The sequence below is a fragment of the Streptosporangium roseum DSM 43021 genome (assembly GCF_000024865.1).
In the GTDB taxonomy this organism is placed as follows: Bacteria; Actinomycetota; Actinomycetes; order Streptosporangiales; family Streptosporangiaceae; genus Streptosporangium; species Streptosporangium roseum.
On the sequence record NC_013595.1, the window covers coordinates 3,716,448 to 3,739,829 of the forward strand.

The 23,382-nt window shown below is 69.6% G+C and carries 13 protein-coding genes and 1 pseudogene; 7 read left to right on the forward strand and 7 right to left on the reverse strand.

Annotated features, from left to right (window positions below; genetic code table 11):
- Nucleotides 1–247: 247 nt before the first annotated feature.
- From SROS_RS16425 to SROS_RS52950, 3 genes and pseudogenes are all read left to right on the forward strand, one after another.
- A complete protein-coding gene (locus tag SROS_RS16425) occupies nucleotides 248–5,965 on the forward strand; it encodes a LamG-like jellyroll fold domain-containing protein (protein WP_043652152.1) in 5,718 nt (1,905 codons plus the stop codon).
- Between the two features lie 98 nt (nucleotides 5,966–6,063).
- The gene (locus tag SROS_RS16430; protein ID WP_043652156.1) at nucleotides 6,064–6,918 is read left to right on the forward strand and encodes a hypothetical protein; all 855 of its coding nucleotides are present in this window, start codon (nucleotides 6,064–6,066) and stop codon (nucleotides 6,916–6,918) included.
- Between the two features lie 356 nt (nucleotides 6,919–7,274).
- Nucleotides 7,275–7,463 (forward strand): annotated as a pseudogene (locus tag SROS_RS52950) (IS256 family transposase); the annotation flags it as partial.
- A 4-nt stretch (nucleotides 7,464–7,467) separates the two neighbouring features.
- On the opposite strand, the gene SROS_RS16440 reads toward SROS_RS52950, so the two are convergent.
- The 3 genes from SROS_RS16440 to SROS_RS16450 all read right to left on the reverse strand — a co-directional run bounded on the left by SROS_RS16440 (nucleotide 7,468) and on the right by SROS_RS16450 (nucleotide 11,151).
- Nucleotides 7,468–7,980, reverse strand: a complete 513-nt coding sequence (locus SROS_RS16440; protein ID WP_012890069.1) for a DUF5946 family protein — start codon at nucleotides 7,978–7,980, stop codon at nucleotides 7,468–7,470.
- A gap of 631 nt (nucleotides 7,981–8,611) precedes the next feature.
- Nucleotides 8,612–10,054: an N-acetylmuramoyl-L-alanine amidase gene (locus tag SROS_RS16445; protein ID WP_012890070.1), complete on the reverse strand. Its 1,443-nt coding sequence runs from the start codon at nucleotides 10,052–10,054 to the stop codon at nucleotides 8,612–8,614.
- 68 nt (nucleotides 10,055–10,122) lie between these two features.
- Nucleotides 10,123–11,151: a M23 family metallopeptidase gene (locus SROS_RS16450; RefSeq protein WP_012890071.1), complete on the reverse strand. Its 1,029-nt coding sequence runs from the start codon at nucleotides 11,149–11,151 to the stop codon at nucleotides 10,123–10,125.
- Between the two features lie 191 nt (nucleotides 11,152–11,342).
- Between SROS_RS16450 and SROS_RS16455 the strand changes: the two genes are divergently transcribed.
- Nucleotides 11,343–14,258, forward strand: a complete 2,916-nt coding sequence (locus tag SROS_RS16455; RefSeq protein ID WP_012890072.1) for an AfsR/SARP family transcriptional regulator — start codon at nucleotides 11,343–11,345, stop codon at nucleotides 14,256–14,258.
- Nucleotides 14,259–14,410: 152 nt separating this feature from the next.
- On the opposite strand, the gene SROS_RS16460 is transcribed toward SROS_RS16455, so the two are convergent.
- From SROS_RS16460 to SROS_RS16470, 3 genes are all read right to left on the reverse strand, one after another.
- On the reverse strand, nucleotides 14,411–15,196 hold the full coding sequence (locus tag SROS_RS16460) for a sulfite exporter TauE/SafE family protein (protein WP_218919853.1): 786 nt from the start codon (nucleotides 15,194–15,196) through the stop codon (nucleotides 14,411–14,413).
- A gap of 239 nt (nucleotides 15,197–15,435) precedes the next feature.
- Nucleotides 15,436–16,056, reverse strand: a complete 621-nt coding sequence (locus SROS_RS46000) for a hypothetical protein (RefSeq protein ID WP_012890074.1) — start codon at nucleotides 16,054–16,056, stop codon at nucleotides 15,436–15,438.
- A gap of 217 nt (nucleotides 16,057–16,273) precedes the next feature.
- Nucleotides 16,274–17,269 (reverse strand): LacI family DNA-binding transcriptional regulator, encoded by a 996-nt coding sequence (locus SROS_RS16470; protein ID WP_043655807.1) that lies wholly within the window; start codon nucleotides 17,267–17,269, stop codon nucleotides 16,274–16,276.
- A gap of 572 nt (nucleotides 17,270–17,841) precedes the next feature.
- Between SROS_RS16470 and SROS_RS16475 the strand changes: the two genes are divergently transcribed.
- The 3 genes from SROS_RS16475 (at nucleotide 17,842) to SROS_RS16485 (ending at nucleotide 21,845) form a co-directional block, all read left to right on the forward strand.
- Nucleotides 17,842–19,608, forward strand: coding sequence for a discoidin domain-containing protein (locus tag SROS_RS16475; protein WP_012890076.1), 1,767 nt, complete (start codon nucleotides 17,842–17,844; stop codon nucleotides 19,606–19,608).
- Between the two features lie 133 nt (nucleotides 19,609–19,741).
- Nucleotides 19,742–21,043 (forward strand): DUF1996 domain-containing protein, encoded by a 1,302-nt coding sequence (locus tag SROS_RS16480; RefSeq protein WP_012890077.1) that lies wholly within the window; start codon nucleotides 19,742–19,744, stop codon nucleotides 21,041–21,043.
- Nucleotides 21,044–21,245: 202 nt separating this feature from the next.
- Entirely contained in the window at nucleotides 21,246–21,845 is a 600-nt protein-coding gene (locus SROS_RS16485) for a DUF305 domain-containing protein (RefSeq protein ID WP_012890078.1), read from the forward strand.
- 306 nt (nucleotides 21,846–22,151) lie between these two features.
- Here SROS_RS16485 and SROS_RS16490 read toward each other — a convergent pair whose 3' ends face one another.
- A complete protein-coding gene (locus SROS_RS16490) occupies nucleotides 22,152–23,378 on the reverse strand; it encodes a Dyp-type peroxidase (RefSeq protein ID WP_012890079.1) in 1,227 nt (408 codons plus the stop codon).
- Nucleotides 23,379–23,382 lie beyond the last annotated feature (4 nt).

Below are 23,382 nucleotides of genomic sequence, written 5' to 3' on the forward strand. Positions count from 1 at the left end.
GGGTTTCCCCGCAAGAAACAGGCGTCGGCGGATCGAATACCAAGATCGCGACATTCTATCCGACAAGATCAACAGCGCCAACACTGATGCTTATGGCGATCATGTCCGGCCGGATGCTCCCATTTCCCAACATCTGGCCGGTTCACCCCCTAATCGCTGGAGGTAATCGGTGGGGTTCCCCTTACCGAATCGCCCATCCACGCCGCCGCCACGGCGTGGATCGCCCAAACGGATCACTCCCACGGTCGTGACCGTCTCGGCCCTGGCCGCGTCACTCCTGGTAGCCGGCGGCGCCATGCCCGCACAGGCCGACCCGGAGCCCGGCGCGCCGGCCACTCCCGCCGTCCCCACGGCGACGGAGTTCCCCCGCCCGGCGGATCCCGACGCGCCGCTGAGGGCCGCGATCGCGGAGGCCAGGAAGCAGAGCAAGCCGGTCGAGGTGACCGACGCGTTCACCGAGACCTCGCGCACCTGGGCCTATCCCGACGGCCATCTCACCATGCAGTCGTATGCGGGGCCGGCTCAGCTGAAGCAGCAGGACGGATCATGGGCGTGGATCGACACCACGCTGGTCGAGCGCGACGGGGTGCTGCGGCCGAAGCTCGCCAAGGCCGACATGGAGTTCTCCACCGGCGGTGCCGACAAACCGTTCGCGTCCATGCAACGCGACAAGGGCCAGCGATTCGCCCTGTCATGGCTGGAGGACCTGCCCCGGCCGCAGGTCGAAGGCAACGTCGCCACCTACCGCGATGCCGCCGGTCAGGGCGCGGACCTGGTCGTCACCGCACTGCCGGCGGGGTTCCGGCATGACGTGGTGCTGCGTGAGCGCCCCACCGCTCCGGTGGAGTTCCGTATCCCTGTGCAGACCGAGGGGCTCACCTTCGCCGAAGGCAAGAAGGGCGGGCTGAGCCTCGCCGACGCCGAGGGCAAGCAGGTCGCCTCGGCGCCGGAGCCGGTGATCATGGACGGCGGGCCCGCCCCGGCGGGCGTCAAGAGCGGGGCCGCGGTCGCTGCGCGCCTGGGCAAGATCGACACGCGGGTGGTCAAGGAGAAGGGCCGGCAGGTCCTGGTGCTCAAGCCGGATCCGGCGTTCCTGGCCGATCCCGCCACCCACTACCCGCTCGTCGTGGATCCCACCACCAGTTTGACCCTCCTGAGGGACTTCTACCTGCAGTATCACTGTGGTGCCACCTATGTGCTCGGCAGCGAGCACCTCAACGTCGGCAGCTCATCGAACAGCGGCTGCAGCACTCAGCCGGTCACCTACATGCGCACCTACCTGAAGTTCGACGCGACTCCACTCGTCGGCAGGGCGGTGGCCTCGGCACGGCTGGAACTGCGGGCTTCCCGCCTGGCGAATGGCTGCACCACCACAGGGGCCTTGAAGGTGTCGCGTCTCACCGCGGACTGGCCGGACCCGTACTCCTACACCTGGGCCAACAAGCCACCCGTGGCCGAGGCGGATTCCCAGTTGCAGGTGTGCCCGGCCTACAACCAGCTTCCGCGCGCGGTGACCTGGGACATCAAGAACATCGCCACCACTTGGGCGGCCGGTGTCACCAATTACGGCCTGCAGTTGCGCGGTGAGTACGAGCCCTGGGACGCCTCGGGCGGCACTCCGGGCTGGACCGAGTTCGATTCCTCCGACAAGACCGGTGGACATCCGCCCAAGCTGACCGTCGACTACATGCTGCCTCCCGAGATCCCCACCGTGACCGCCGAGTCGATCGACTCGCTCAACGGCAACGACGCGATCGCCCGCAGCACCAGCGTCAAGGTCGGCTTCAAGTCGAGCGTCCCGGAGAGCACGGCTCTGAACTACACGGTCGCGGTCAATGACTCCACCATGCTGCCTCCGCCGAGTCTCCCGACCGGCCATGTGGCGCACTGGAAGTTCGACGAGGCGGCAGGTGCGTCCGCCGCGGCCGATGCCAGCGGCAACGGCTACACCGCTACCTATTCCGGCAGCAGGCGCAAGACCGTCACCGGCAAGCTCGGATCGGCCCTGCAGCTGAATGACATGACCGGGAGCAACGGCTGCTGTCTGCCGGACTCCTACGCCGCCACCAGCAAGGCGGCGCTCAACCAGGACTCCAGTTTCTCCATCAGTACCTGGGTCAAACTGAACGACAACGACCACATTCAGTATGTCGCGAGCCAGGACGGCAATCCGTTCGGGCTGAGCGTCTACTATCTGGGTGGCAGCGCGCAGAACTGGCGTCTGCAGATATCGGGCAGCGGCGGATCCACCGGCTACGGCGTATGGGTCGACTCCGCCAAACCGGCCGCGGTCAATACCTGGACCCATGTGGTCGCGATGTACGACGCCGGCGCCGGCAAGATCCGGCTCTACGTCGACGGCGCGCTGTCCGCCGAGACGGACTACCAGCCCTCCGGGACCACCACCAGCGGCCCCTTCCGCATCGGCGCCGCCAAGTCGGGGTCTCACAACCTGCAGGGTGTGGTTGACGACATGCGCCTCTACCGGCGCGTCCTGACCTCCAAGGAGGTCAAGGACCTGTACGGCGAGGTCGCCGCCACCAGCTACAACGCCAAGCCCTCCGGCCAGGTCATCGAACAGACCTTCACCCTTGACAACCCGGCCAGCTTCAAGTTCGTCGTCAAGGCATGCCGTACCGGCGTCACCCCGCCCTCCTGCAACGAGAGCCCGGCCTACCGCATCACCTCGGATGCGCCGTTCCTGCCGACGGACACCGAGACCGGCATGGCCGATCCGGCCCGGCCGATCCTGGCGGGCATGGTCTCGCGTCCCTCGGGAGGTGCGGTCACGGCCAAGTACTTCCTCTACGACAACGGCGGCTCCCCGGTCGGCTCCAGCCCGCTCGGTCAGCGCACCGTCAACGGCGGTGAGCGGGCCTCCTTCCAAGTGCCGGAGAACACCGTCCAGGCCGGCCGGACCTACACCTGGCAGATGCTCGCCTGCGTAGGCCCGCAGAGCACCACACCTACCCCTGATCCGACGCCGACTCCCACCCCGACGCCCACTCCCACTCCCACGTCCGACCCGTCGCAGAAGGCGCACTGGGCTTTCGGCGAAGGCAGCGGCACCGTCGCGGCCGACTCCTCCGGCAACGGCCGTACGGCCACGCTGAACGCGGCCTCGTGGGGAGCGGGCAAGAGTCAGAACGGCCTGGTACTGAGTGGCACCTCGAGCTACGGGGTCACCAACGGGCCGGCGGTGCACACCAACGACGGCTACACCGTCAGCGCGTGGGCACGCCTGGACGCCACCACCCGGGAAGACTCGGTGGTCAGCCAGGACGGCGCGGTCAACAGCGCGTTCAAGCTCGCCTACTCCTCCGGTGACAAGAAGTGGCGGATGGTCACCTACCAGTCCGACACCACCAACGCCGCGCCCGTACGCGCTCTGTCCACCCAGAACGCGGTGGCCGGCCAGTGGACCCACCTGGCCGGCGTCTACGACGCCACCGCCAAGAAGATCCGCCTGTACGTGGACGGCGTGCTGAACGCCGAGGTGGCCTACACCAGCACCTGGGACGCGACCAGCAACGTCCAGATCGGCCGCACCAAGGTCAACGGCGCGCACAACAGCTACCTCAAGGGCACCGTCGACGACATCCGCCTCTACCAGAAATCCCTGACCACAGCGGAGATCACCGCCCTCTACAGCGGCGCCGCCCAGACCGCCACGGCACAGGCGCCCGCCGCCGGCACCCAGGCCACCACCGAAACCGGCGGAGAGGTCTGCACCGCCAAGACGGCCCCGGTCAGCTTCACCGTCCCCGGTACCCCGACCGAACCGCCCGCCGAAGACGTCCGGCACCTGACGCTGCTGAAGGACAACTTCGTCATCAAGTCGGCGAAGACCGATCCCACCGCCTGCGATGGCGCACCATGCACGGTGACCGACGACACGGTGATGCGGATCGGCGGCACCGGCGCCGACAAGACCGCCGCCGTCATCGGATTCAGACTCGATGAGCTCCCCGACGGTGCGACCTTCACGGAAGGCACTCTTAAGCTCGGCATCCCGGCGTGTCCGGCAGGCACCTGCCCCACGGACGCGGTCATCACCGCCACTCCACTCAAGAGCCCGATTACGAGCGAGTCGAAGGGTTCGGACCTGGCGAGTGACGCCGACCCGGAGGCGACGCCGTACTCGCTACCGTTGGTCGGTCCACAGGCCGACATCGTTGGAAGCGAGTATCAGTGGTTGTTGCTCACATCCAACAAGGACGAGATCATCACCTTCGCGGATGCGGCGGCCGCCGAACAGCCCTCGCTCGCGCTTACCTACCTGCCCGCCGGACCGCCGAGCAAGGTGCTCAACCTGAATGCCTCCGGTGGTGACGCCAGCGCTGTCGCCAGTTGGGGCCTGCCGGAATCCAACGGCGGCATGGCGATGCTGGACGGCTACGACGTCGAAGTGGTCGACAATGGCGGCACTGCCGTCAAGACGGTGCAAGTCAAGGACCCGTGGGCGGCAATTAGCGGCCTGGCCAACGATGTCACCTACACCATCAAGGTACGGGCTAGGACTGCATTCGGTGTCAGCGACTGGGAAGTGGCCACCGCCATGACCAAGGCGGTCCCACCGCCTCCGGTGCCGCGTCCGGCGACGGCGTGCATCCCCTTCCTTGACACACCGCCTTCGGCTGCGAAGAGCGTGTCAGCCTCGGAATCGGGGGCACAGGAGTACATCGACCGCATCCAGGCTTATTACCAGGCACAAGACGCCGTCCTCGAAGGCCGGGCCACCACCATCTGGGATGCCCCCGGCGTCACCGCGAACGCACCCAGCGCGGCCAAGCTGTCGCTGCTGAACACTGCTCTCATACAGGAGCGAGAGGCACTGGCGCAGGACGGTAAAACCAGGTCCGGCTCATCGGTACAGCTGGCCAATACGGTTGTGCAGGCGATCCCGGATGGCAGCGTCCGCGTCACCGCCGAGGTCAAGCGCACCTGGACCGAAACGAGCGGATCCACGTTCGACGCCGCTCGGGCTCGATCCGCTACGGGTACGACGGGGACGATCGAACCCAGCGAGGCGAGCATTTCGATCTTCGTGTTCGATCGCTGCGGCAATGTCACCATCATTGACGTCCCGTTGGAGGTAAACGAGGATCCCACTGACCATACGGACCGTGCCGCCGGCGGTGCCGCCGTTCCTCCGCCGTGTCGTTCCGGAACGCCTGGCTGCAGCAGGTCAACGGAAGAGCGGACTTCATGTTGGACTGCCGACCAAAGTCTGTACTGCGAGATGCGGCAACAGCTTGGCCGGAAGAACTGGTGGCTTCTCACCTCGGGCTACGCCGAGTGGGGACCTCACGAAGGTATAGGCGCCGGCTGTCCTCGGGAGTGCGACGAGTTCCCGGAGCACCGCTGGAAGATCAACAGGTTCCACAGCTTCATGCACGTGTATCCCTCCAACGGCCGGAAGGAACTGGACACCCCGTTCGGCCGTGCATTCTCCAAGGCGCTCTACGCCAACTCCGCCAAGCAGGGCGGCATGGAGTACCGTTCGAAAGGCTGCTTCCGGAAGCAGACCATAAAAGGCGAAATCAAGGGCACGATAGGGCTGATGTGGGAGCAGCTCGGAGTCTCGGGTGACAAGACCGTGAGCGGTGAGATCGCCGAAGGCTGCACCAAGGACCTCCTGCTGAAGAACAACGACCGCAACAATCCGACGAAAATCTCGGATGCGACCGGAAACGTTCAGGCGAGATGCACTGTCCCGGTTTTCGGCGAGTGCGGGATCGAAAGATATACCCATCACTTCACCGCCAATATATGGGCGTACTTCAGCGTGAAGACCACTGATCCGAAGACCAAGAAGACATCCACCAAGAAGTACTCGGTGAAGGCCAACCACTCGACGGACTGTTACGTGTCGCGCTACCGCAAGAACCCTAACGAAGTGGTGTCGCGCCCGCTGAAGTGCGAACCTGTGATTCAGCAGCTCGTCGCGGGAACGCTAGACTAAGCCGGAGCGTTCTTATTATGTGGCGGCAGGATGTTTTGAGACGCATCCTGCCGCCGGTCTCGGCTGAGACAAGTAACAATACGAACTCCTGGAGTGCCATGGCAGTGAAGGCGGGCAGCGTTCGCCTGTGGAGCGTGGCCATCGTCGTGGTCGTGGTGCTAGCTGGCCTCGGCCTGCTGCCCGTGGCCGTCCGAACGCCTTCCTCGGACCTGTGGAAGAACACGTATGACACCAAAGACGTCTGGCGGGTTCTCGTGAACGGCTTCGCCTCGGTCAACCCTGACTACGCGGTCGACTTTCGGGAGTCGCGCAGAGAGGATGCAGATATATCAAGCCGGGGCGGCGATCTGCGGCTGGTGCTGTCACCCATGCAGGGGCAGTTGGGCAATGACCTTCGGTTCGAGACGTCGGTGGGACTGCTCCCGGACGGCTCGATCAAACTGCCCAAGCTGTGGAGTTCGCGAGTCTCGGCGGCTTTCAGAAAGCTTGCGTTCAAGACCGAACCCGTCGAGGACATGCTGGCCGAGGTTCGCGGACCGTTCTGGGCAACCGCCATTGCCTGGTTCAAGCACCCCCTGACAGAGATGGAAGTGGAAGCGATCTGGCCGCACGACGTGGAGACGGTCTTCTTCCCTCCCTCAGCGCGAGGTGTTGAGGCGCCCCCGATCACATGGTCGGCGACGACGTCCTGCCATTCTCGGGCACTCCAAGAGTGCGAGCAGATCCTTTCCAATGTTGGCCAGTTTCAGCTCTGGGCATCCAGCCTCACCCAGAAGGACCGTGGCCTCCTTGAGTTGGTGGGTCTAGATGGCGACGAGATCGAGAAAAGAGCTGCGTCCGGCCGTATTGCGGGGATCCTTGTGACCGGCGACGTCTCCGGGATTCGCAAACTGGCCAAGAAACCTGCCGTTGAGGACGTCCAGGTGGTCGAGGTCACGCGTATGTGGGGGTAGTCACTATCTAGATGTTCTGCGGCTTCGGAATTATTGCATGGATGGGGATTTCTAGGTGTTTCCGGAGCCGCTGAGAGGCTTGGCGAGGACGTCTTCCGCTGGCGGGCAGATATCTTGATCAGTCCCTGCATGACAGCCGTGCTCCGGCTCCGGGGTGAGGAGATGTGCAGGCGAAGGCATCACAGGGGGATCAGCTAGAGAGCGATGTTTGAGACCTGTGGAGCGACAGGGAAGGGTATACCTTCCCGCTCGATCGTTTGAGGGCTCACACACATGGCTGACACGCCAATGTCGGCTGGGAAGGCGCACTCGATGCTCACCGTAGTCTCTGCCCCCGTCGTACGGCCGACGGCACCATCTCCGCCTCGCTGATCGACGAACTCGTCCGCGAAGGTGCCCGCCGCATGCTCGCCGAAGCTCTCAAGGCCGAGGTCGACGCCTGCATTGCCGCCTTCGCTCGCCTGGTAGTGCGCAACGGCCACCACACCCCGCGCGAGATCCTCACTGTGGCCGGCGCGATCAAGTCCGCGCGGGTGACGTGTCCGGCTCTCAGGTTTCCGGTCTTGCCAGGGCACGGGTGTTCCATCGGCGGATCGTGGCGTGGTGCGGCTCCCACGACCGCCACACGTCGCGGCCCCAGGCCCAGGAGAGTCGCTCGTGCTCGACCGCGTCGCGGGCGGCGAGCACGTCGACGGCGGTCGTCGGGCCGAGCCGCGGCGGAGGTTCCAGCCGGTGGAAGTAGTCCGGGCGGCCGGCCATCATCTGCTTGTGCAGCGCTGCGCCCTCTCTCGGGTCGGCGCCGTCTTCGACGAACAGGCACAGCGTCATCAGGCACAGGGCCAGGCCCTGCACCTCGCGACGGCTGCCGCCGCCGGGGTGTTGCGCGATGTAGGCGTCCACGACCAGCTGATGGACGTGGCGATACTCGGCGACGGTGTACGAGCGCGCCAGCAGCTCGCCGTAGCGCCCCCAGCACTCGGCCGACGCCCCGCACTCGTCGGGGAACGGCCCGCCGGTGGCCGGAGCCACCAACCCGCATCCGGGGCAGGTGGTCGCGGTCATCGGGACCCGCTCGACCGGAGGTCCGGCACCGGCCCACCGCGGCCGGCACAGGGGACGACCGGGGTGGAGCCGTCTCCGGCCGCGGCCCCTCGGGGGATCGTCTCGGTCACGGTTCTCTCCTTCTTCCTCGTACGGCTCCGCGTCCGCCTCGTACGGCTCCGCTTCCGCGCTCGTGTGCGGGGCGGTGGCGGCCGTTCCGTCCCCGCACACGTTCGACGGACGCGGGTGGGGCACCGCCGGAACGCTCCGGATCCGGAGCGGCCGCCCTTCGTGCGACGCTCCTGATCTTGACGCTGTCCGTGGACGCGCGGTCCGCCGGTGTCGTCGGCCACGACGCTACGGACTGCCGTAACGTCAGGGTCAAGTCGCGGACGGGACCGCGCCGGCAGGCTCGGCCTGGTCTACGCGCCTCTCCCTCTTTCTGGTCTTCGAAGCACGGGTCCTCTTCCTGCTCTCCGAACGACGGGTCCCTCTTCCTGCTCTTCCTTCCTGGCCTTCGAACCACGGGTCCCTCTTCCTGGGCTTCGACCCGCCGTCCTGGCCGTCGAACCGCGGGACGCCTGCCAGGACGGCGCCGTTCCCCCCGATGGAGGGCCACGGCGCCGTCCCGGACGCGGGATGACCGGATGGGCTATCCGCAGTGTTCGAAGGGGCTGTTGTAGGTGGACGAGCCGGCCTTGCCGCCCCATTTGACGCATTTGCCGGCGGCGGCGGCGCGGACCGGGCCGGCGTAGTAGGTGAAGCTGCCGCTGTCGGTGATGCGGGTTTTGCCCTGCACTTCCAGGTAGGCGGTGGTGGCGGTCGCCGTGCCCAGGGAGGATTTCTTGATGGTGGCGACGCAGTTGTTGCCGTTGGCGTTGTTGTAGAGCAGGTAGGCGGTGCCGGCGGTGCCCAGGGCGGCGGAGTCGATGACGGTGTAGCCGCTGCCGCAGACCGACTGCGCGGTGTGCGGGTTCGTGCCGCCTCCGCCGCTGTTACCGGTGACGAACTGCATGTACTTCGTCCAGTTCCAGTTGGGACCCGGATCGGTGTGGTCGGTTCCCGGCACCTGGTGGTGCCCGACGATGTGGGCGCGGTCCTTGGGGATGCCGTAGCGGTCGGCGATGTTGCGGGTCAGCGCGGCCGAGGAGCGGTACATCGCGTCGGTGAACCAGGACGCGTTGTCGACGTAGCCCTCGTGCTCGATGCCGACCGACCGCCTGTTGAAGCTTCCGGCGTGGAAGGCCCGGTTCTTCTCGCGGACCATCTGGGTGACGTCGCCGTCGGAGGAGCGCACGACGTAGTGCGCCGAGACCTGGGCGGCGGGGTTCTGGAACCAGGAGATCGTCCCGGCGTAGGAGCCCTGGGTCACGTGGATGACGATGCGGTCGATCACGTCACCGGACGGCCGGCTGGAGACGGCGTAGTTGCCGGAATTGGCCGGCGCCCAGTGGGCCGAGGGGTAGTCCACGGCCGCGGCGGCGAAGGTCCGGTCCAGATCGCGGGCCTTGGCGTAGTCGCCGCGGTCGGGCTGTACGGCCTGCGCGGTCACGGTCACGGTCTCGCCGTCGGGGGTGGCGGCGCGCACGCCCGTGGCGAGCAGGTCGTAGACGGTGTCGGCGTACAGCCGGGCCACCTCGGGGGAGGAGGCGTTGCCGTACTCGGCCACGGCGGTGTACCACTTGCCGGCGTCCTTGCGGGCGGTGGCGTCCAGTCCGAGTGCGTCGGCGTGGGCGCGCAGCACCGCGGCGCCGCCGGTGATGTTGGCGGCGTCGTCGGCTTTCAGCGCCGGCAGCGGCTGTCCGGTCAGCTTGGCGGCCTGCTCCAGGGTGTGGGTGGTCGGGTTGCTGACCAGGTGCATCACCCCGTAGCCGCCGCTGGCGCTGGGGGCGCCGTCGTGGCCGTCGAGATGGGTCTCGGCGTAGGCGAGGGTGACGAGCAGGTCGCGGGGGACCTCGTAGGTCGCGGCCGCGCGGGTGAAGGCGTCGGCCAGGGGGGCGGCCGGAGCGGCGCTCGCGGGCGGCCCGATCAGGAGCGACAGGGGGATGAGCGAGCCGGCCAGCAGTGCGGCCGGACGACGGAGGCGGGCCTTCACGGGTTCTCCTCGAAGGGTGGGGGGTTCGTCGAAAGGCCGCCTCCGGCAGGGGAGGCGGCGCTCACGCGTCAGCTGCCGCAGTGTTCGAAGGGGCTGTTGTAGGTGGACGAGCCGGCCTTGCCGCCCCATTTGACGCATTTGCCGGCGGCGGCGGCGCGGACCGGGCCGGCGTAGTAGGTGAAGCTGCCGCTGTCGGTGATGCGGGTTTTGCCCTGCACTTCCAGGTAGGCGGTGGTGGCGGTCGCCGTGCCCAGGGAGGATTTCTTGATGGTGGCGACGCAGTTGTTGCCGTTGGCGTTGTTGTAGAGCAGGTAGGCGGTGCCGGCGGTGCCCAGGGCGGCGGAGTCGATGACGGTGTAGCCGCTGCCGCAGACCGACTGCGCGGTGTGCGGGTTCGTGCCGCCTCCACCGCCGCACTTGTTCTTCGAGGTGAGGGTCTGGATCGGGTAGCCGAACGTGGTCCCGTTGAAGACGGCCTTGCGGATGTTGCCGGGGTAGCCCTCGCCCTGACGTACCTCGTAGTGCAGGTGGGCCGAGACGTTGTTGCCCGGCTTGCTGGTCTTGCCGACCGTGCCGATCTTCTGGCCCTGGGAGACCTTGGCCCCCGCGCTCACCGATCGCGAGTTCAGGTGCGCGTAGAAGGTCGTCCAGCCGCCGCCGTGGTCGATCTTGACCAGGTTCCCGTATCCGTTGGTCGATCCCTGGTGGGAGGAGATGACCACCGTGCCCGCCGCAGCCGCGACGACGGTGTCTCCCAGATCGGCGTCCGCGGAGCTGCCCCGGTTGAAGTCGATCTCGTAGGCCCTGTGGGCGCTGCTTGCGCTGCTGTTGCCGGCCCAGGACTGGCCGCAGGGGAAGGGGAGCTGGAAGTTGGTGGAGGCCATGACCCTCACCGACTGCTCGGCCACCGCGGCCTCGTTCGGCGGGTCGTTGTTCTCGGCTCCGGCGGTCGGCGTGGGAGTCGGGCTCGACTGCGTGGCCGTCGGGGTCGGCGTGGGGGCGGCCGGTAGGGTCGCGGCGGCGGCGGACGTCGCCGCCCCCGATCCCAGGCCGAGCAGCAGGACTAATCCCGCCGTGAGCACTCCGTCGAGTCTCATATGGATCCCTTCTGCGGTGCGGGGGGTGAAGGTCCGGCTCGCGCTGTGCGCTGTCCGCCGGACCCGTCGAAAGGCTCGTGCTGGGGATCAAGAGTGCGAGGAACCCATACAAAGAACATCCGAAATCGGTATAAAGGGCTTCCAACGCAACAACAACCGGTTGCCAGCCTCCGTTGAGGAGTACCTGTGTCATGGTGGTTGATCAGCCCGTATTCAGCGTTCTCGGTTCTCTGCGGGTCCGGATGCCGGAAGGGACGCTTCCCGTCGCGGGCACGAAGCCGCGGGTCCTGCTGGCCTCGCTGTTGCTCAACGCGAACCAGGTGGTCGGTTCGGACCTGCTCGTAGAGACGCTGTGGCCCCAGCGCCGTCCGCGGTCCGCCCTTGCGAACCTCCGCACCTACGTCAGCTTCCTGCGCGGCACCCTCGGCGCGGCAGGCGCGCAGATCCTGGCCAGGCCGTCCGGCTACGCGGTCGAGCTGCGGATCGACCAGCTCGACGCGCTGCTGTTCGAGGACCTGGTCGCCAGGGCGCGGGCGGCGGGCCGTGACGAGGAGGCCATCGAGTGCCTACGCCGGGCGCTCGCGCTCTGGCACGGCACGCCGCTGGGCGACCTGCCGGCCAGCCCGCAGTGGGACGGGCGGCTGCGGTCGCTCACAGAGGCGCGCCTCGGCGCCGCCGAGGACCTGGCCGCCATGAGAATGGAGAGAGGGGAGTACCCGGCCGCGATCGGTGACCTGCGGGAACTCGTCAAGGTCCATCCCTTCAGGGAGGACCTCTGGCGGCAGCTGATGCTCGCCCTGCACGGGAGCGGCCGGCAGGCCGAAGCGCTGCAGGCCTACGCCACCGTCAGGCAGCAGCTGGTCGACGAGCTCGGCATCGAACCGGGGCCGGACCTGCGCGCGGTGCACGCGGCCGTCCTCGCGGGAGAGCTCCTGCCCGCCGTGCCGGCCGCATCCGCTCTCCAGCGGCCCCCGGCGCCCTCCGCGCGAAGCGTGATCGCGCCCCAGCAGCTCCCGCCGGACATTCCGGACTTCACCGGCAGAACGGGCGCCGTCGCCGACCTGGCGCGAGCCCTGTCGGCCAAGGGGCGGCCGTCGGACGAGCCTCCGTCGATCGCGGTGGTCGTGGGGCCGCCGGGCGTGGGCAAGTCGGCGCTCGCCGTGCACTGCGCGAACGCCGTACGGGCCGACTACCCCGCCGGCCAGCTCTACCTCGGCCTCGGCGGTACGGCCGCCGCCCCTGCCGACCTCGGCGAGCTCCTGGCCGAGGCGTTGCGGGCGCTGGGGGCCGGTGAGGCGGACCTGCCGCCCACGGTGCACGAACGCTCCGCCCTGTACCGCTCCCTGCTGGCGGAACGTCCCATGCTCGTCCTGCTCGACGACGCCGCCGACGCGGCGCAGGTGCGGGCCCTGCTTCCCGGCAACGGTTGCGCGGTGCTCGTGACGAGCCGGCGGCGGATCACGGAGCTGCCCAGCTCGCTCCGGCTGGACCTGGGCGTCATGTCGCCCCCTGAGGCCGAGGAGTTCCTGGGGAAGATCGTGGGTGCCGAACGGCTGTCAGAGGAGAGGGAGGACGCCTCGGCGATCCTCCGCTCCTGCGGATACCTGCCGCTCGCTGTCAGGATCGCAGGAGCCAGGCTCGCCGGCCGGCCGGGCTGGCCGCTGAGCGTGCTGCGACAGCGGCTGGACGACGAGTCGAACCGGCTCGACGAGCTGCGAGCGGGCGACCTGGAAGTACGGGACTCCTTCGACCGCAGCTACCGGCAGCTGCCCGACGAGGTGGCCAGGACCTACCGGACGCTGGGCCTTCTCGGCCCGCAGTCCATGCCGGGCTGGGTGGTCGACGCCGTCCTGGACCGCACCCGGGCCGAGACGGTGATGGACACTCTCGTGGACGTGAACCTCGTGCAACCGGCCGGGACGGACGCGATCGGCCAGCGCCGTTACCGGTTGCACGACCTGGCCCGCTGCAACGCCAGGGAGAAGGCCGGCGGCGAGCGTCACACCCTCGTCAGGGTGCTCGGAACATGGATGACCGCCATCGAGCAGGCCGCGTCGCGGCTGCCGACCACGCTCTTCAGCCTGACGTCCGCGGCGGCACCCCGGTGGGACCCGGCGGAAGAGACCCTCAGGCGCCTGACCGCCGACCCGCTGCCGTGGTTCGACGCCGAGCGGGAGTCACTGGTGGCGGCGGTGCGGCTGGCCGCCGACGCGGGACTGTCGCAGGCCTCGTGGGGACTCGCGGCGGCGCTCGTCCCCTACTTCGACCTCAACTGCCGGTTCGACGAGTGGCGGCACACGCATCAGGTCGCGCTGGACTCCGCGCGCATGGCCGAGGACCTCAACGGCGAGGCCGCCATGCTCCGCGGCCTGGCTCAGGTCTGCCTCTACCAGGATCGATACGCCGAGGCGCGAGAGATGCTCCGGCGATCTCGCGCGATCTTCCACGAGCTGGGCGACCTACGCGGCGAGGCGATCTCGATCTGCGGGCTGGGAGCGGCCAGCCAGTTCTCCGGTGAACATCTCACGGCGCTCGGATACTTCCGGCAGGCCCTGGCCATGTTCCTCGCCATGGACGACAGAAGCGGTGAGGCCTACGCCCGGCAGGCGATCGGGCGTGTGTACCTGACGCTGCGCGACTTTCGCCGGGCCTCGGGATGGCTCGGGGAGGCGTTGCGGCTGGCCGAGGAGCTCGGCGACGCCCATCGTGAAGGGGGCGTGTCCATGCAGCTCGGGCGGCTGTACGACCTGGTGGCCCAGTCCGACGAGGCGATGCGCGTCCAGGGGCGCGCGCTCGACATCTTCGAGACGCTCGGCGATCGTCACTGCGGCGCCTACGCCATGCGGAACCTTGGCGGGCTGCAGGTGAAGAAGGGCGATCGGTCCAGCGGTTCCGACCAGCTGCAGCGCTCGCTGGCGATCTTCCAGCAGCTCGGCGACCGGAGCGGGGAGGCCGCCGCGTTCCAGACGCTCGGCGAGCTGCACCAGTCGGCGGGCCGTACCGCTCTCGCCCAGTACTACCTGCACCAGGCCCTCACGTTGAGGCGCGAGCTGCGAAGCGGCGCGGGAGGTGGGCAGGGGCCCGCGCTGATGGCTTCGCATCCCTGAGCGCGGGAGCGCCGACGACCGTCCTGGCAAGCGGCGGCTCCCCGGCGTCTCCGGCCGGGGAGCCGGGCCGGGTTCCTGCCGCCGAGGACATCGGCGGCAGGAAGGATCGGCGACAGGAAGGATCGGCGGCGGGAAGGTCGGGGAACCCCCGATCACAGGCTCCACAGTCCTTTGCCCAGCGTGGTGAGCCCGCCGGCCAGCGCGAGCAGCAGTACTGCCAGCCGGGCCGGTCCTTCCGGCACCCGCTGGGCGAGTGCCTTGCCGATCACGGAGCCTGCCGCGATCCCGGCCGCGACCAGCAGCCAGACCGGCGCGGTGAGCTGAGGCAAGCCTTTGGCCGTCACGGAGAAGGCGTTCACCACGACCCCGTAGAACTGCGCGTTCGGCACGAACTCCCGTACCGTCCAGCCCGCATTGACCGCGTACAAGGAAACCGCCGGTCCGCCCACCCCGGCCGAGGAGTTCATGAACCCGCTCGCGGCGCCGGCGGCCACCGCGCCTTTGACGCCACGCAACGCGGGTACCCGGGCACCCCGCATCACCAGCAGTGCGGCCATGCTCACCAGCGCCCCCACGCCGGCCAGCAGCACCGGCTCGGACAGGTGGGCGGCAACCCAGGCCCCGGCCGGCACGGTACAGGCGGCCGCGGCGACCAGCGGGACCATCGCGGCCAGGCGAACCTGGCGCCAGGCGCCGGCGAGCCCGACCGCGCTGATGACACCGGCCGCGCAGTTGGCGAGCACCACGCCCTCGGCCGGGCCGAGCAGCAACACCAGGGCAGGCGCCGCCACGAGCGCGAACCCGATCCCCGCCAGCCGCTGCACCGACGCGCCCACCACCACGATGACGCCCAGCACGAGGACGACGGCCCAGCCACTCTCCACGAACGACTCCTCGCGGGTGCTCTTCACCAGTGATCCGGCACAGCCTTCACCCACGGAGCAAGTGTGATCGACAGTATTTCTCCGCCGCGGCCGGGGCCCACCTCAGCACGGTCCGTCTTGAAGGTTCCCAGCGGCTTGGCGCCGGTTTTCGTGCCGATGGCCCTCGACCCCCGTGCCGGCGGCAGGCTGTCGTGCGGCGCGTGGGACCGGATGGGCACTCAAACCGGAGCCAGGTTGCTGACCTGAGGGGATGCGGTTGGCTCAAGGGCGGCGTGAGCGGGACTGCTGTGTGATCAGGTATAGGCCGAGACAGGGATCGCGAAGTCGTGTCCTGCGGCGCTGTGGCCGTAGATGTAGTCATAGGGGCACAGGCCGTACTCGCCCTTGTAGGCGTAGCCGTTGTAGAACTGCGCGGAACACTTGAAGCAGAACCGCCATTGGTGCTGCGTCCAGGCCGGCTCGCCGATGTCGTGAGGCAGCAGGAACTGCCGGGGGTAGCCGCCCGGGTGGATGTAGCTGTGCGCCCCGCCTGCCGGGCATTTCTGTGCGGTGCTGGGTGCCCAGTAGAGCGCCGCGCATCGGTAGCAGTGCCGCCAGTTGCTCTGGGTGTGGGCGTCCTCGCCCGTGCCGGCGGGGCTCAGGTTGTATGTCAGCCGGAAGGTCCAGCCTGCGGCCTGATGCGGGCCGCGGGTGCGCGGGCAGAGACTCTGGTCGACCGTGAAGTCGACCAGGAACAGCTCGAAGCAGTTCACGCAGAACCGCCAGCCGTCCAGTGTGTACCGGGTTTCCGCGGTCGCCGCGGTGGGCGACAACATGGATTCGGCCGCGGCGGCCGCTACCGACAGGCCGAGCACGGCCGCGCCGGCCAGCACGGAACGGCGCGGTAATCGCCCGTTACCAGGTGTTTCCTGCATGGGTCCCCTCGCAACCTTCCTGGGTGACGTGCCCGATCACGGTCGGCAGGGTCCGCTCCCCCTCACCAGGACGTGCGTCGCGTGGGAAACCGGGGGGCGTGGGCCGCCGACACCAAGCATGCTCTTGATCGCAATGCGTGACAATCCCGGAAAACAACGGCCTTCCGGCCCGGTTACCGCTGTCAGCCGGCTTGCTCGGTGATACGTCGTGATCGCACTAGGCCGAGTCCCTGACGACGAGCTCGGTGGGCAGGGTCACCGAGGCGGTGGACCCGCCCTCCAGCATGCCGAGCAGGAGGCGGGCCGAGGCGACGGCCTGGTCGGCCATGGGGCTGCGGACCGTGGTGAGCGGCGGGTCGGTGTAGAGGGCGGCCTCGATGTCGTCGTATCCCACGACGGCCACGTCGTCGGGCACCCGGCGGCCCGCCTGGCGCAGCGCCCGCATGGCGCCGATCGCCATCAGGTCGTTGGCGGCGAACACCGCGTCCAGCGCGGGGTCGTCCTCCAGCAGCTGGGCCATGGCCTCGGCGCCGGAGATCCGGGTGAAGTCGCCGATGGCCACGATCGAGCGGCGTCCGGTCTCGCGCAGGGTCTCCCGGTAGGCGCCGAGCCGGTCCTGCGCGGCGGTCATGTCCAGCGGCCCGGAGATCGTGGCGATCCGGCGCCGCCCCTGGTCGAGCAGGTGCCGCACCGCCTGGGTGGCCCCGCCGACGTTGTCGTTGTCGACCCACGGCAGCTCTGCCGTGACAGCCGGCCTGCCGTGGGAGACAACCGGGACCCCCGTTCCGGCCAGCGCGGCCGGCAGCGGGTCGGCGCCGTGCATCGACACGAGCATGACGCCGTCCACGTGGCCCGCGGTGACGAACTGCCGCGTCCGCAGCAGGCTCTCCGGCGAGCCGGCCAGCATGAGCATGACCTGCTTGCCCGCCGCCTCGAACTCGCGGCTGGCCGCGCGGACGACCATGGAGAACATGGGGTCGTCGGAGAGGAGCCCGGCCGGGGGGTCGGAGACGATCACCGCGACGGAGTCGGTGCGGCGGGTCACGAGGCTGCGGGCCGCGGGGTTGGGGACGTAGCCCAGGTCGTTCACGGCCCGCATCACCAGGTCGCGGATGTCGGAGGCGACGGTGGTCTGGCCGTTCACCACCCGCGAGACGGTGGACTTGGACACGCCGGCCCGGGTGGCGACCGCCTCCAGGGTTGGTCGTCTCATCTTGCTCTCCCGGAGTCCGTTTCGCTGGGCGGTTTCATGCTGCCAGAGCGCGCCGTCCTCCGGAGAGGCGGCGTGGAGGTCCGCGGGCATTGTGATCGAAATGTCCACACCGCACGGGCGACCCTCCAGGGGGCGGCCCTGCGGGCGTGACGGATCCGGCGGCCGGTCGCCATGTCGCCGACGGCCGCGCGCCTGCTCCTCGGCACCTTCCCCGCCACTCAAATATAGATCATGGAGAGAGCGCTCCCTCATCGAGGGTGGCTCCGATTCCACCGGCCGTCAACTTTTGCGCGGATCGAGGACCCCGTACGTCCCTGCGCGACTCCGGGAGGATGGGAAAGCGCTCCCCCGGTCAACTTCGCATCGATGCAGCTCGAAGCCCTTTGTCGCGTTGCAAAAATTTACTGAGGGAGCGCTCCCTCGCCCGGCCCGGACTGTTGCCGGACCATGTATGGCCCGTTTCCAGCAGGTTAAACAGGCCTTGACAGAGCCTGTCGAGGGAGTGCAACCTCTCGATCAGAGAGCGCTCCCTGAACCCTTACGGGTTCGGCACCCCCTTGCGAGGAGACGCGATGCACTCGTCCCGGAGCCCCGGCCGCCATCCCCACCGCCTGATCCTGCTCGTCGCCGCGGTGGTCACCCTGGTCACCTCCCTGTCCGTCATCCCGGCCGCCACGGCCGCCGACACCCTGCTGTCGCAGGGCAGGCCCGTCACGGCGTCGTCGGCGGAGAACGTGGCCTTCCCCGCCACCGCGGCCGTGGACGGCGATCCCGGAACCCGCTGGTCGAGCGCCTTCAGCGACCCGCAGTGGATCCAGGTCGACCTCGGAGAGGTCGCCACCGTCACCCAGGTGGTGCTGAACTGGGAGACCGCCTACGGCAAGGCCTTCCAGATCCAGACCTCCCGCAACGGCGCCGACTGGACCCCGATCCACTCCACCACCACCGGGGCGGGCGGCACGCAGACGCTGACCGTCAGCGGATCCGGCCGCTACGTGCGGATGTACGGCACGCAGCGCGCCACCCAGTACGGCTACTCGCTGTGGGAACTGCAGATCTACGGCACCCTCGGCGGCGGCCCCGACCCGACCCCCACCCCCACGCCGACGGTCCCGGGAGGCGACAGGCTGCTCTCCTACGGCAGGACGGGGGCGGCCTCCTCCTCCCAGAGCGACCAGAACTGCTGGGAGTGCACCCCGGCCAGGGCCTTCGACCGCGACCCGGCCTCGCGCTGGGCGACCAGCTCCACCACCGGCTGGGTGGACCCGGGCTGGATCTACGTCGACCTCGGCGCGACCGCGCAGATCACCAAGGTCGTGCTGCAGTGGGATCCGGCCTACGCCAGGGCCTTCCAGATCCAGGTCTCACCGGACGCGTCGGCCTGGACCCCGATCTACTCCACCACCGCCGGCACCGGCTTCAAGCAGACGCTGACCGTCAGCGGATCCGGCCGCTACGTGCGGATGTACGGCACGCAGCGCGCCACCCCCTACGGCTACTCGCTGTGGGAGTTCCAGGTCTACGGCACCGGAGGCGCCCCGATCACCCCGCCGCCGCTGCCGCCCGACCCGGCCGGCCCGCCCAGGCTCGTCTGGAGCGACGAGTTCAACGGAGCGGCCGGGACCAGGCCCGACGCCGCCAAGTGGACGGCCGACCCCGGCACCGGCCCGAACAACGAGCTGGAGTACTACACCAACCACGACAACGCCGCGATGGACGGTGCCGGCAGCCTCGTCCTGGAGGCGCGCAAGCAGGTCACCGCCGGATCGACCTGTCCGAGGGATCCGCTGAGCGGTAGCGGTACCTGCCAGTACACCTCGGCGCGGATGAACACCGGCGGCAAGTTCGAGTTCACCTACGGCCGGGTCGAGGCCCGGGTCAAGGTGCCGAAGGGCAACGGGCTGTGGCCGGCGTTCTGGATGATGGGCGCGGACTTCCGCACCGGCAGGCCGTGGCCGTACAACGGCGAGATCGACATCCTGGAGGTCCTGGGCAAGGACGTGAAGACCGCCTACTCGACCGTGCACGCACCCGCCTACAACGGCGGTGGCGGGGTCGGCGGCTCCTACAGGCTCCCCGGCGACGCGGACTTCTCCGACGACTTCCACGTCTGGGCGGCCAACTGGGACAGCAAGGGCATCGTCTACACCCTGGACGGCCGGACGGTCTTCACCATCGACAAGGCGGCGGTGGAGGCGACACGGGGTCCATGGGTCTTCGACCACCCCTTCTACATCATCCTCAACCTCGCGGTGGGCGGTGACTGGCCCGGCCCGCCGGACGCCACCACGCCCTTCCCCCGGAAGATGCTCGTCGACTACGTGCGCGTCTACCAGTAGCCGGCCGTCGGAGGCCCGGTACGGCCGCCGCAGGCCGTACCGGGACCCCTCTCACCTGCCGGGAGCGCCGCCGGCATGTCCCGGCGGCGCTCCCGGCACACCCCCCGCCTTCATCACCGAAGGAGTGAGTCCCATGGCTCGGACGTCCATCCTCTCCCGCGGCCGGCGGCACCGCCTGCGGCTCGCGGTGCTGGTGAGCGCCGTGGCGGCGCTCGCAGGCGCGTCCCTGACGGTCGCGATCCCCCAGGCCGGCGCGGCCGAGACCCCGCTGTCGCAGGGCCGCCCGGCCACCGCCTCCTCGGCCGAGAACGCCGGCACGCCGGCCTCGGCCGCGGTCGACGGCAACGGCGGCACCCGCTGGTCGAGCGCCTTCAGCGATCCGCAGTGGCTCCAGGTCGACCTGGGCTCGACGGCCACGATCAACAGAGTGGTGCTGGACTGGGAGGGCGCGTACGCCACCGCCTTCACGGTCCAGACCTCCGCCGACGGCGCCGCCTGGACGACGATCCACACCGCGACCGCCGGCACCGGCGGCGACCAGACCCTGAATGTGTCGGGCACCGGCCGCTACGTCCGGCTCACCACCACCGGGCGCGCCACGCAGTACGGGGTCTCGCTGTGGGAGTTCCAGGTCTACGGCACCGGCGCCACCCCGCCCCCGAACGGCGGAGGGCCCGTCGTCCGTGTGGCGGAGTTTCTCGCCGAGTGCCCGTTCACCCACCGCCTGCCCGACGACCCGATCGTGTTCCCGGGACTGCCGGGAGGCTCGCACATGCACAGCTTCTTCGGAAACACCTCCACCGACGCCCACTCCGACCTGACGAGCCTGCTGAACGCCGACAGCACCTGCAGCCCCCGGATCGACCTGTCGTCGTACTGGGTGCCGACCCTCTACAACGACAACGTCCCGGTGGAGCCCACCGGCACCACGTTCTACTACCTGGGTGAGGGCGTGCGCGACGACGTGATCGCCCGGACGCAGCCGCTCCCGCTGGGGCTGAGGATCGTGGCGGGCAACGCCAAGGCGACCCAGCCCGACGACACCAGCAACGCGCGCTGGTCGTGCCTGCACGCCGGCCACGTGGGATCGTCGAAGAACTTCGTCACCTGCCCCGCCGGCACGATGCTGGAGTCCTACCTGGACTTCCCGCAGTGCTGGAACGGGCGGGACCTGGACTCGGCCGACCACAAGAGCCACATGGCCTACCCGGTGGCCGGCACCTGCCCGGCCTCGCACCCGGTGCCGGTGCCGAAACTGCGCCAGGTCCTGCGCTACCCGGTCAACGGCGACCCCGCGAAGTTCCGGCTGGCCTCCGGGCCCGGCTTCACGATGCACGGCGACTTCTTCAACGCCTGGCCGGAGGCGGAGATGGAGCGCCGGGTGCGTGACTGCATCCGGCCGATCATCAAGTGCGGCGCCGACGGCCACCCCTGACAGGGCCGGCGAACACCCCGCGCGGTGCCGTTTCACCCGGGACGGGGCCGGCGGCACCGGGCCCCGTCCCCGCAGCCGAAAGCCCGGGACTCCATACCCGAACGTACGGAGCGGAGCACCGGGCGGCCGGGCGGCACCACCGTCGACCCGGAACAAGAAGCCCGGCACACGAGACCCGGAACGAGAGAGGAGAGAGGCGGCGATGAAAGCGGCCACCATAGGCGCACCGGTGCTGGCGGCGCTCACCGTGCTGCTGGTCGCACGATGCGCCGCCGCCGGGCCGGCCGCGCATCCGGCCGCGGCACACCTGCCGCCTCCGGCGGCCCGGGAGACGATCTCCGCACCGGCCCGCACGACGCCGGGCGCCTTCAACGCCACCGACGTCGCCTGGCTGCAACTGATGATCCCCATGACCGAGCAGATGCTCCGCCTGCTGGAGCTGGCCCCGGAACAGACCTCGAACCCGCGGGTCACGCGGCTGGCCGCGCGGCTCGGCGCCGGTCACCGCGCCGAACTCCCGCGGTTGCGCGAGCTGCTCGGCCGGTCGGGCGCGCCCGGCGTCAACGTGCACGAGGGGCACGACATGCCGGGCATGGTCACCGCCGGGGACCTCCGTGTCCTCGGCCGGACCACGGGGGCCGCGTTCGACCGGCTTTTTGTCGAGCACATCCGCGAGCACCTGGAACAGGGGATCCTGGTGTCCCGGGGAGAACAGGGCTCGGGCGCCGAACAGGCCGTCAGGGAGCTCGCCGCGGACATCGAGAGGACCCGCGCCGCCCAGCTCGCCCTGCTCGACGGGTAGACGTGTCCCGCCACGCGGCCGGAGAACCTCCGCCCGGGACGGCTCGGACCGGCTCCCCGCCGTAGCGTCCAGCCCACGCCCCGCCCGCCCACGCCCCGCCCGCCCCGTCCACGCCCCGCCCGCGCTCCGGGCCTCGAAGACGCGAGGCCCGGCGCGCGTCCCGCCGTACGGATCCGGCGGATGCGGATCCGTACGGCGGGCCGGCGCGGTGACGGGGCCGGACATGGACGGTGATGGGGCCGGACATGGACGGAGACATGGACGGGAACGGGGACGGGGGCGGGTCAGGACAGGGACGGGGACGGGTCAGGACAGGAGGGTCTCTCCTACCCATCCGCCGCGTGCGCATCCGGGAGGGATGGCGAAGACCGCCGAGCCGATGGGGGTCGTCCACTCGTTGAGCAGGTCGGCCTCGGCCAGTCTCTTCTGGATGGGGACGAACTGGCGGTCGATGTCGGCCTGGTAGGAGGCGAACAGCAGTCCGGAGTCGGCGTGTCCCTCGGGGGTGAGGCCCTCGTCGTAGTTGTAGACCCGGCGCAGGATCCGCATGCCCGGGTCGGTGACGTGGGCCCGGCGGATGTGGGCGTATTCGGAGATGACCGGGAAGCCGACCGCGTTGAGCTTGTCGAAGTCGGGCTCGTCGCGCTCCTTCTGCCCGGTCAGCGGGGCGCCGGTGTCCAGGCGGCGGCCGATGGTGAACTCCTTGGCCACCCGGTCGGCGGCGTCCCAGGTCTCCAGCTTGAGGCGGATGCGCCGCAGCACCAGGGTGGTGCCGCCATGCAGCCACCGCGGGCCGTCGCCGACCCAGACGGCCCGGTCGAAGTCCGGCGTGCCCGGCTGGGGGTTGACGGTCCCGTCCAGCTGGCCCATGAGGTTGCGCTGGGTCGTGCCGGGGGCCGCGGCCTGCGGGCTGCGGCGGAACCCCCGCTGGGTCCAGCGCACCCGGGCGAAGGAGCGGGCGTCCTTGATCGTCATGCGCAGGGCGTGGGCGAGGGTGACGGGGTCGTCGGCGCAGAGCTGCAGCAGCAGGTCCGCGCCTGTCCACCGCTTCTCCAGCTTGTCGACCACGAACCCGGGCAGGGGCGCGATCGACCCGGGCCGCCGGTCCTGGACTCCGGCCGCGGCGAACAGGCCGGGACCGAAGCCGAAGGTGACGGTCAGCCGGGCGGGGGGCGCGGCCAGTTCCGGCTCGGTGTCGGCCAGGGCGGGGCGGCCCTCGCTCAGGCGGCGGGCGTCGTCGGTGAGCAGGCGCATCATCCGGACGACGGCTTCGCGGCCGGTGCCGGGCAGCAGGTCCAGGCCGACGAACACCGCGTGGGTCTGGGGGGTGGTGGCGATCCCGGCCTGGTGGGGGCCGTGGAAGGGCTCCGTCGCCGAGGCGCCGGAGATCGGGGGAGCCGTTTCCGGCGTGGTGGGGGGGACGGCCGGCCCGGAGAGGGCGACCTGCCCGGGGGCGCACCCCGCGAGGGCGCCGGCCGCTGCGGCGGCGCCTCCCGCGAGGAGTCCCCTGCGAGTCAAGCGGGGGTCTGGCATGAGG

Excerpts from the sequence above, each read along its gene's own strand:
- SROS_RS16430 (WP_043652156.1), top strand. The coding sequence starts at position 6,064 with ATGGCAGTGAAGGCGGGCAGCGTTCGCCTGTGGAGCGTGGCCATCGTC.
- SROS_RS16440 (WP_012890069.1), bottom strand. The coding sequence starts at position 7,980 with ATGACCGCGACCACCTGCCCCGGATGCGGGTTGGTGGCTCCGGCCACC.
- SROS_RS16450 (WP_012890071.1), bottom strand. The coding sequence starts at position 11,151 with ATGAGACTCGACGGAGTGCTCACGGCGGGATTAGTCCTGCTGCTCGGC.
- SROS_RS16455 (WP_012890072.1), top strand. The coding sequence starts at position 11,343 with ATGGTGGTTGATCAGCCCGTATTCAGCGTTCTCGGTTCTCTGCGGGTC.
- SROS_RS46000 (WP_012890074.1), bottom strand. The coding sequence starts at position 16,056 with ATGCAGGAAACACCTGGTAACGGGCGATTACCGCGCCGTTCCGTGCTG.
- SROS_RS16470 (WP_043655807.1), bottom strand. The coding sequence starts at position 17,269 with ATGAGACGACCAACCCTGGAGGCGGTCGCCACCCGGGCCGGCGTGTCC.
- SROS_RS16475 (WP_012890076.1), top strand. The coding sequence starts at position 17,842 with ATGCACTCGTCCCGGAGCCCCGGCCGCCATCCCCACCGCCTGATCCTG.
- SROS_RS16480 (WP_012890077.1), top strand. The coding sequence starts at position 19,742 with ATGGCTCGGACGTCCATCCTCTCCCGCGGCCGGCGGCACCGCCTGCGG.
- SROS_RS16485 (WP_012890078.1), top strand. The coding sequence starts at position 21,246 with ATGAAAGCGGCCACCATAGGCGCACCGGTGCTGGCGGCGCTCACCGTG.
- SROS_RS16490 (WP_012890079.1), bottom strand. The coding sequence starts at position 23,378 with ATGCCAGACCCCCGCTTGACTCGCAGGGGACTCCTCGCGGGAGGCGCC.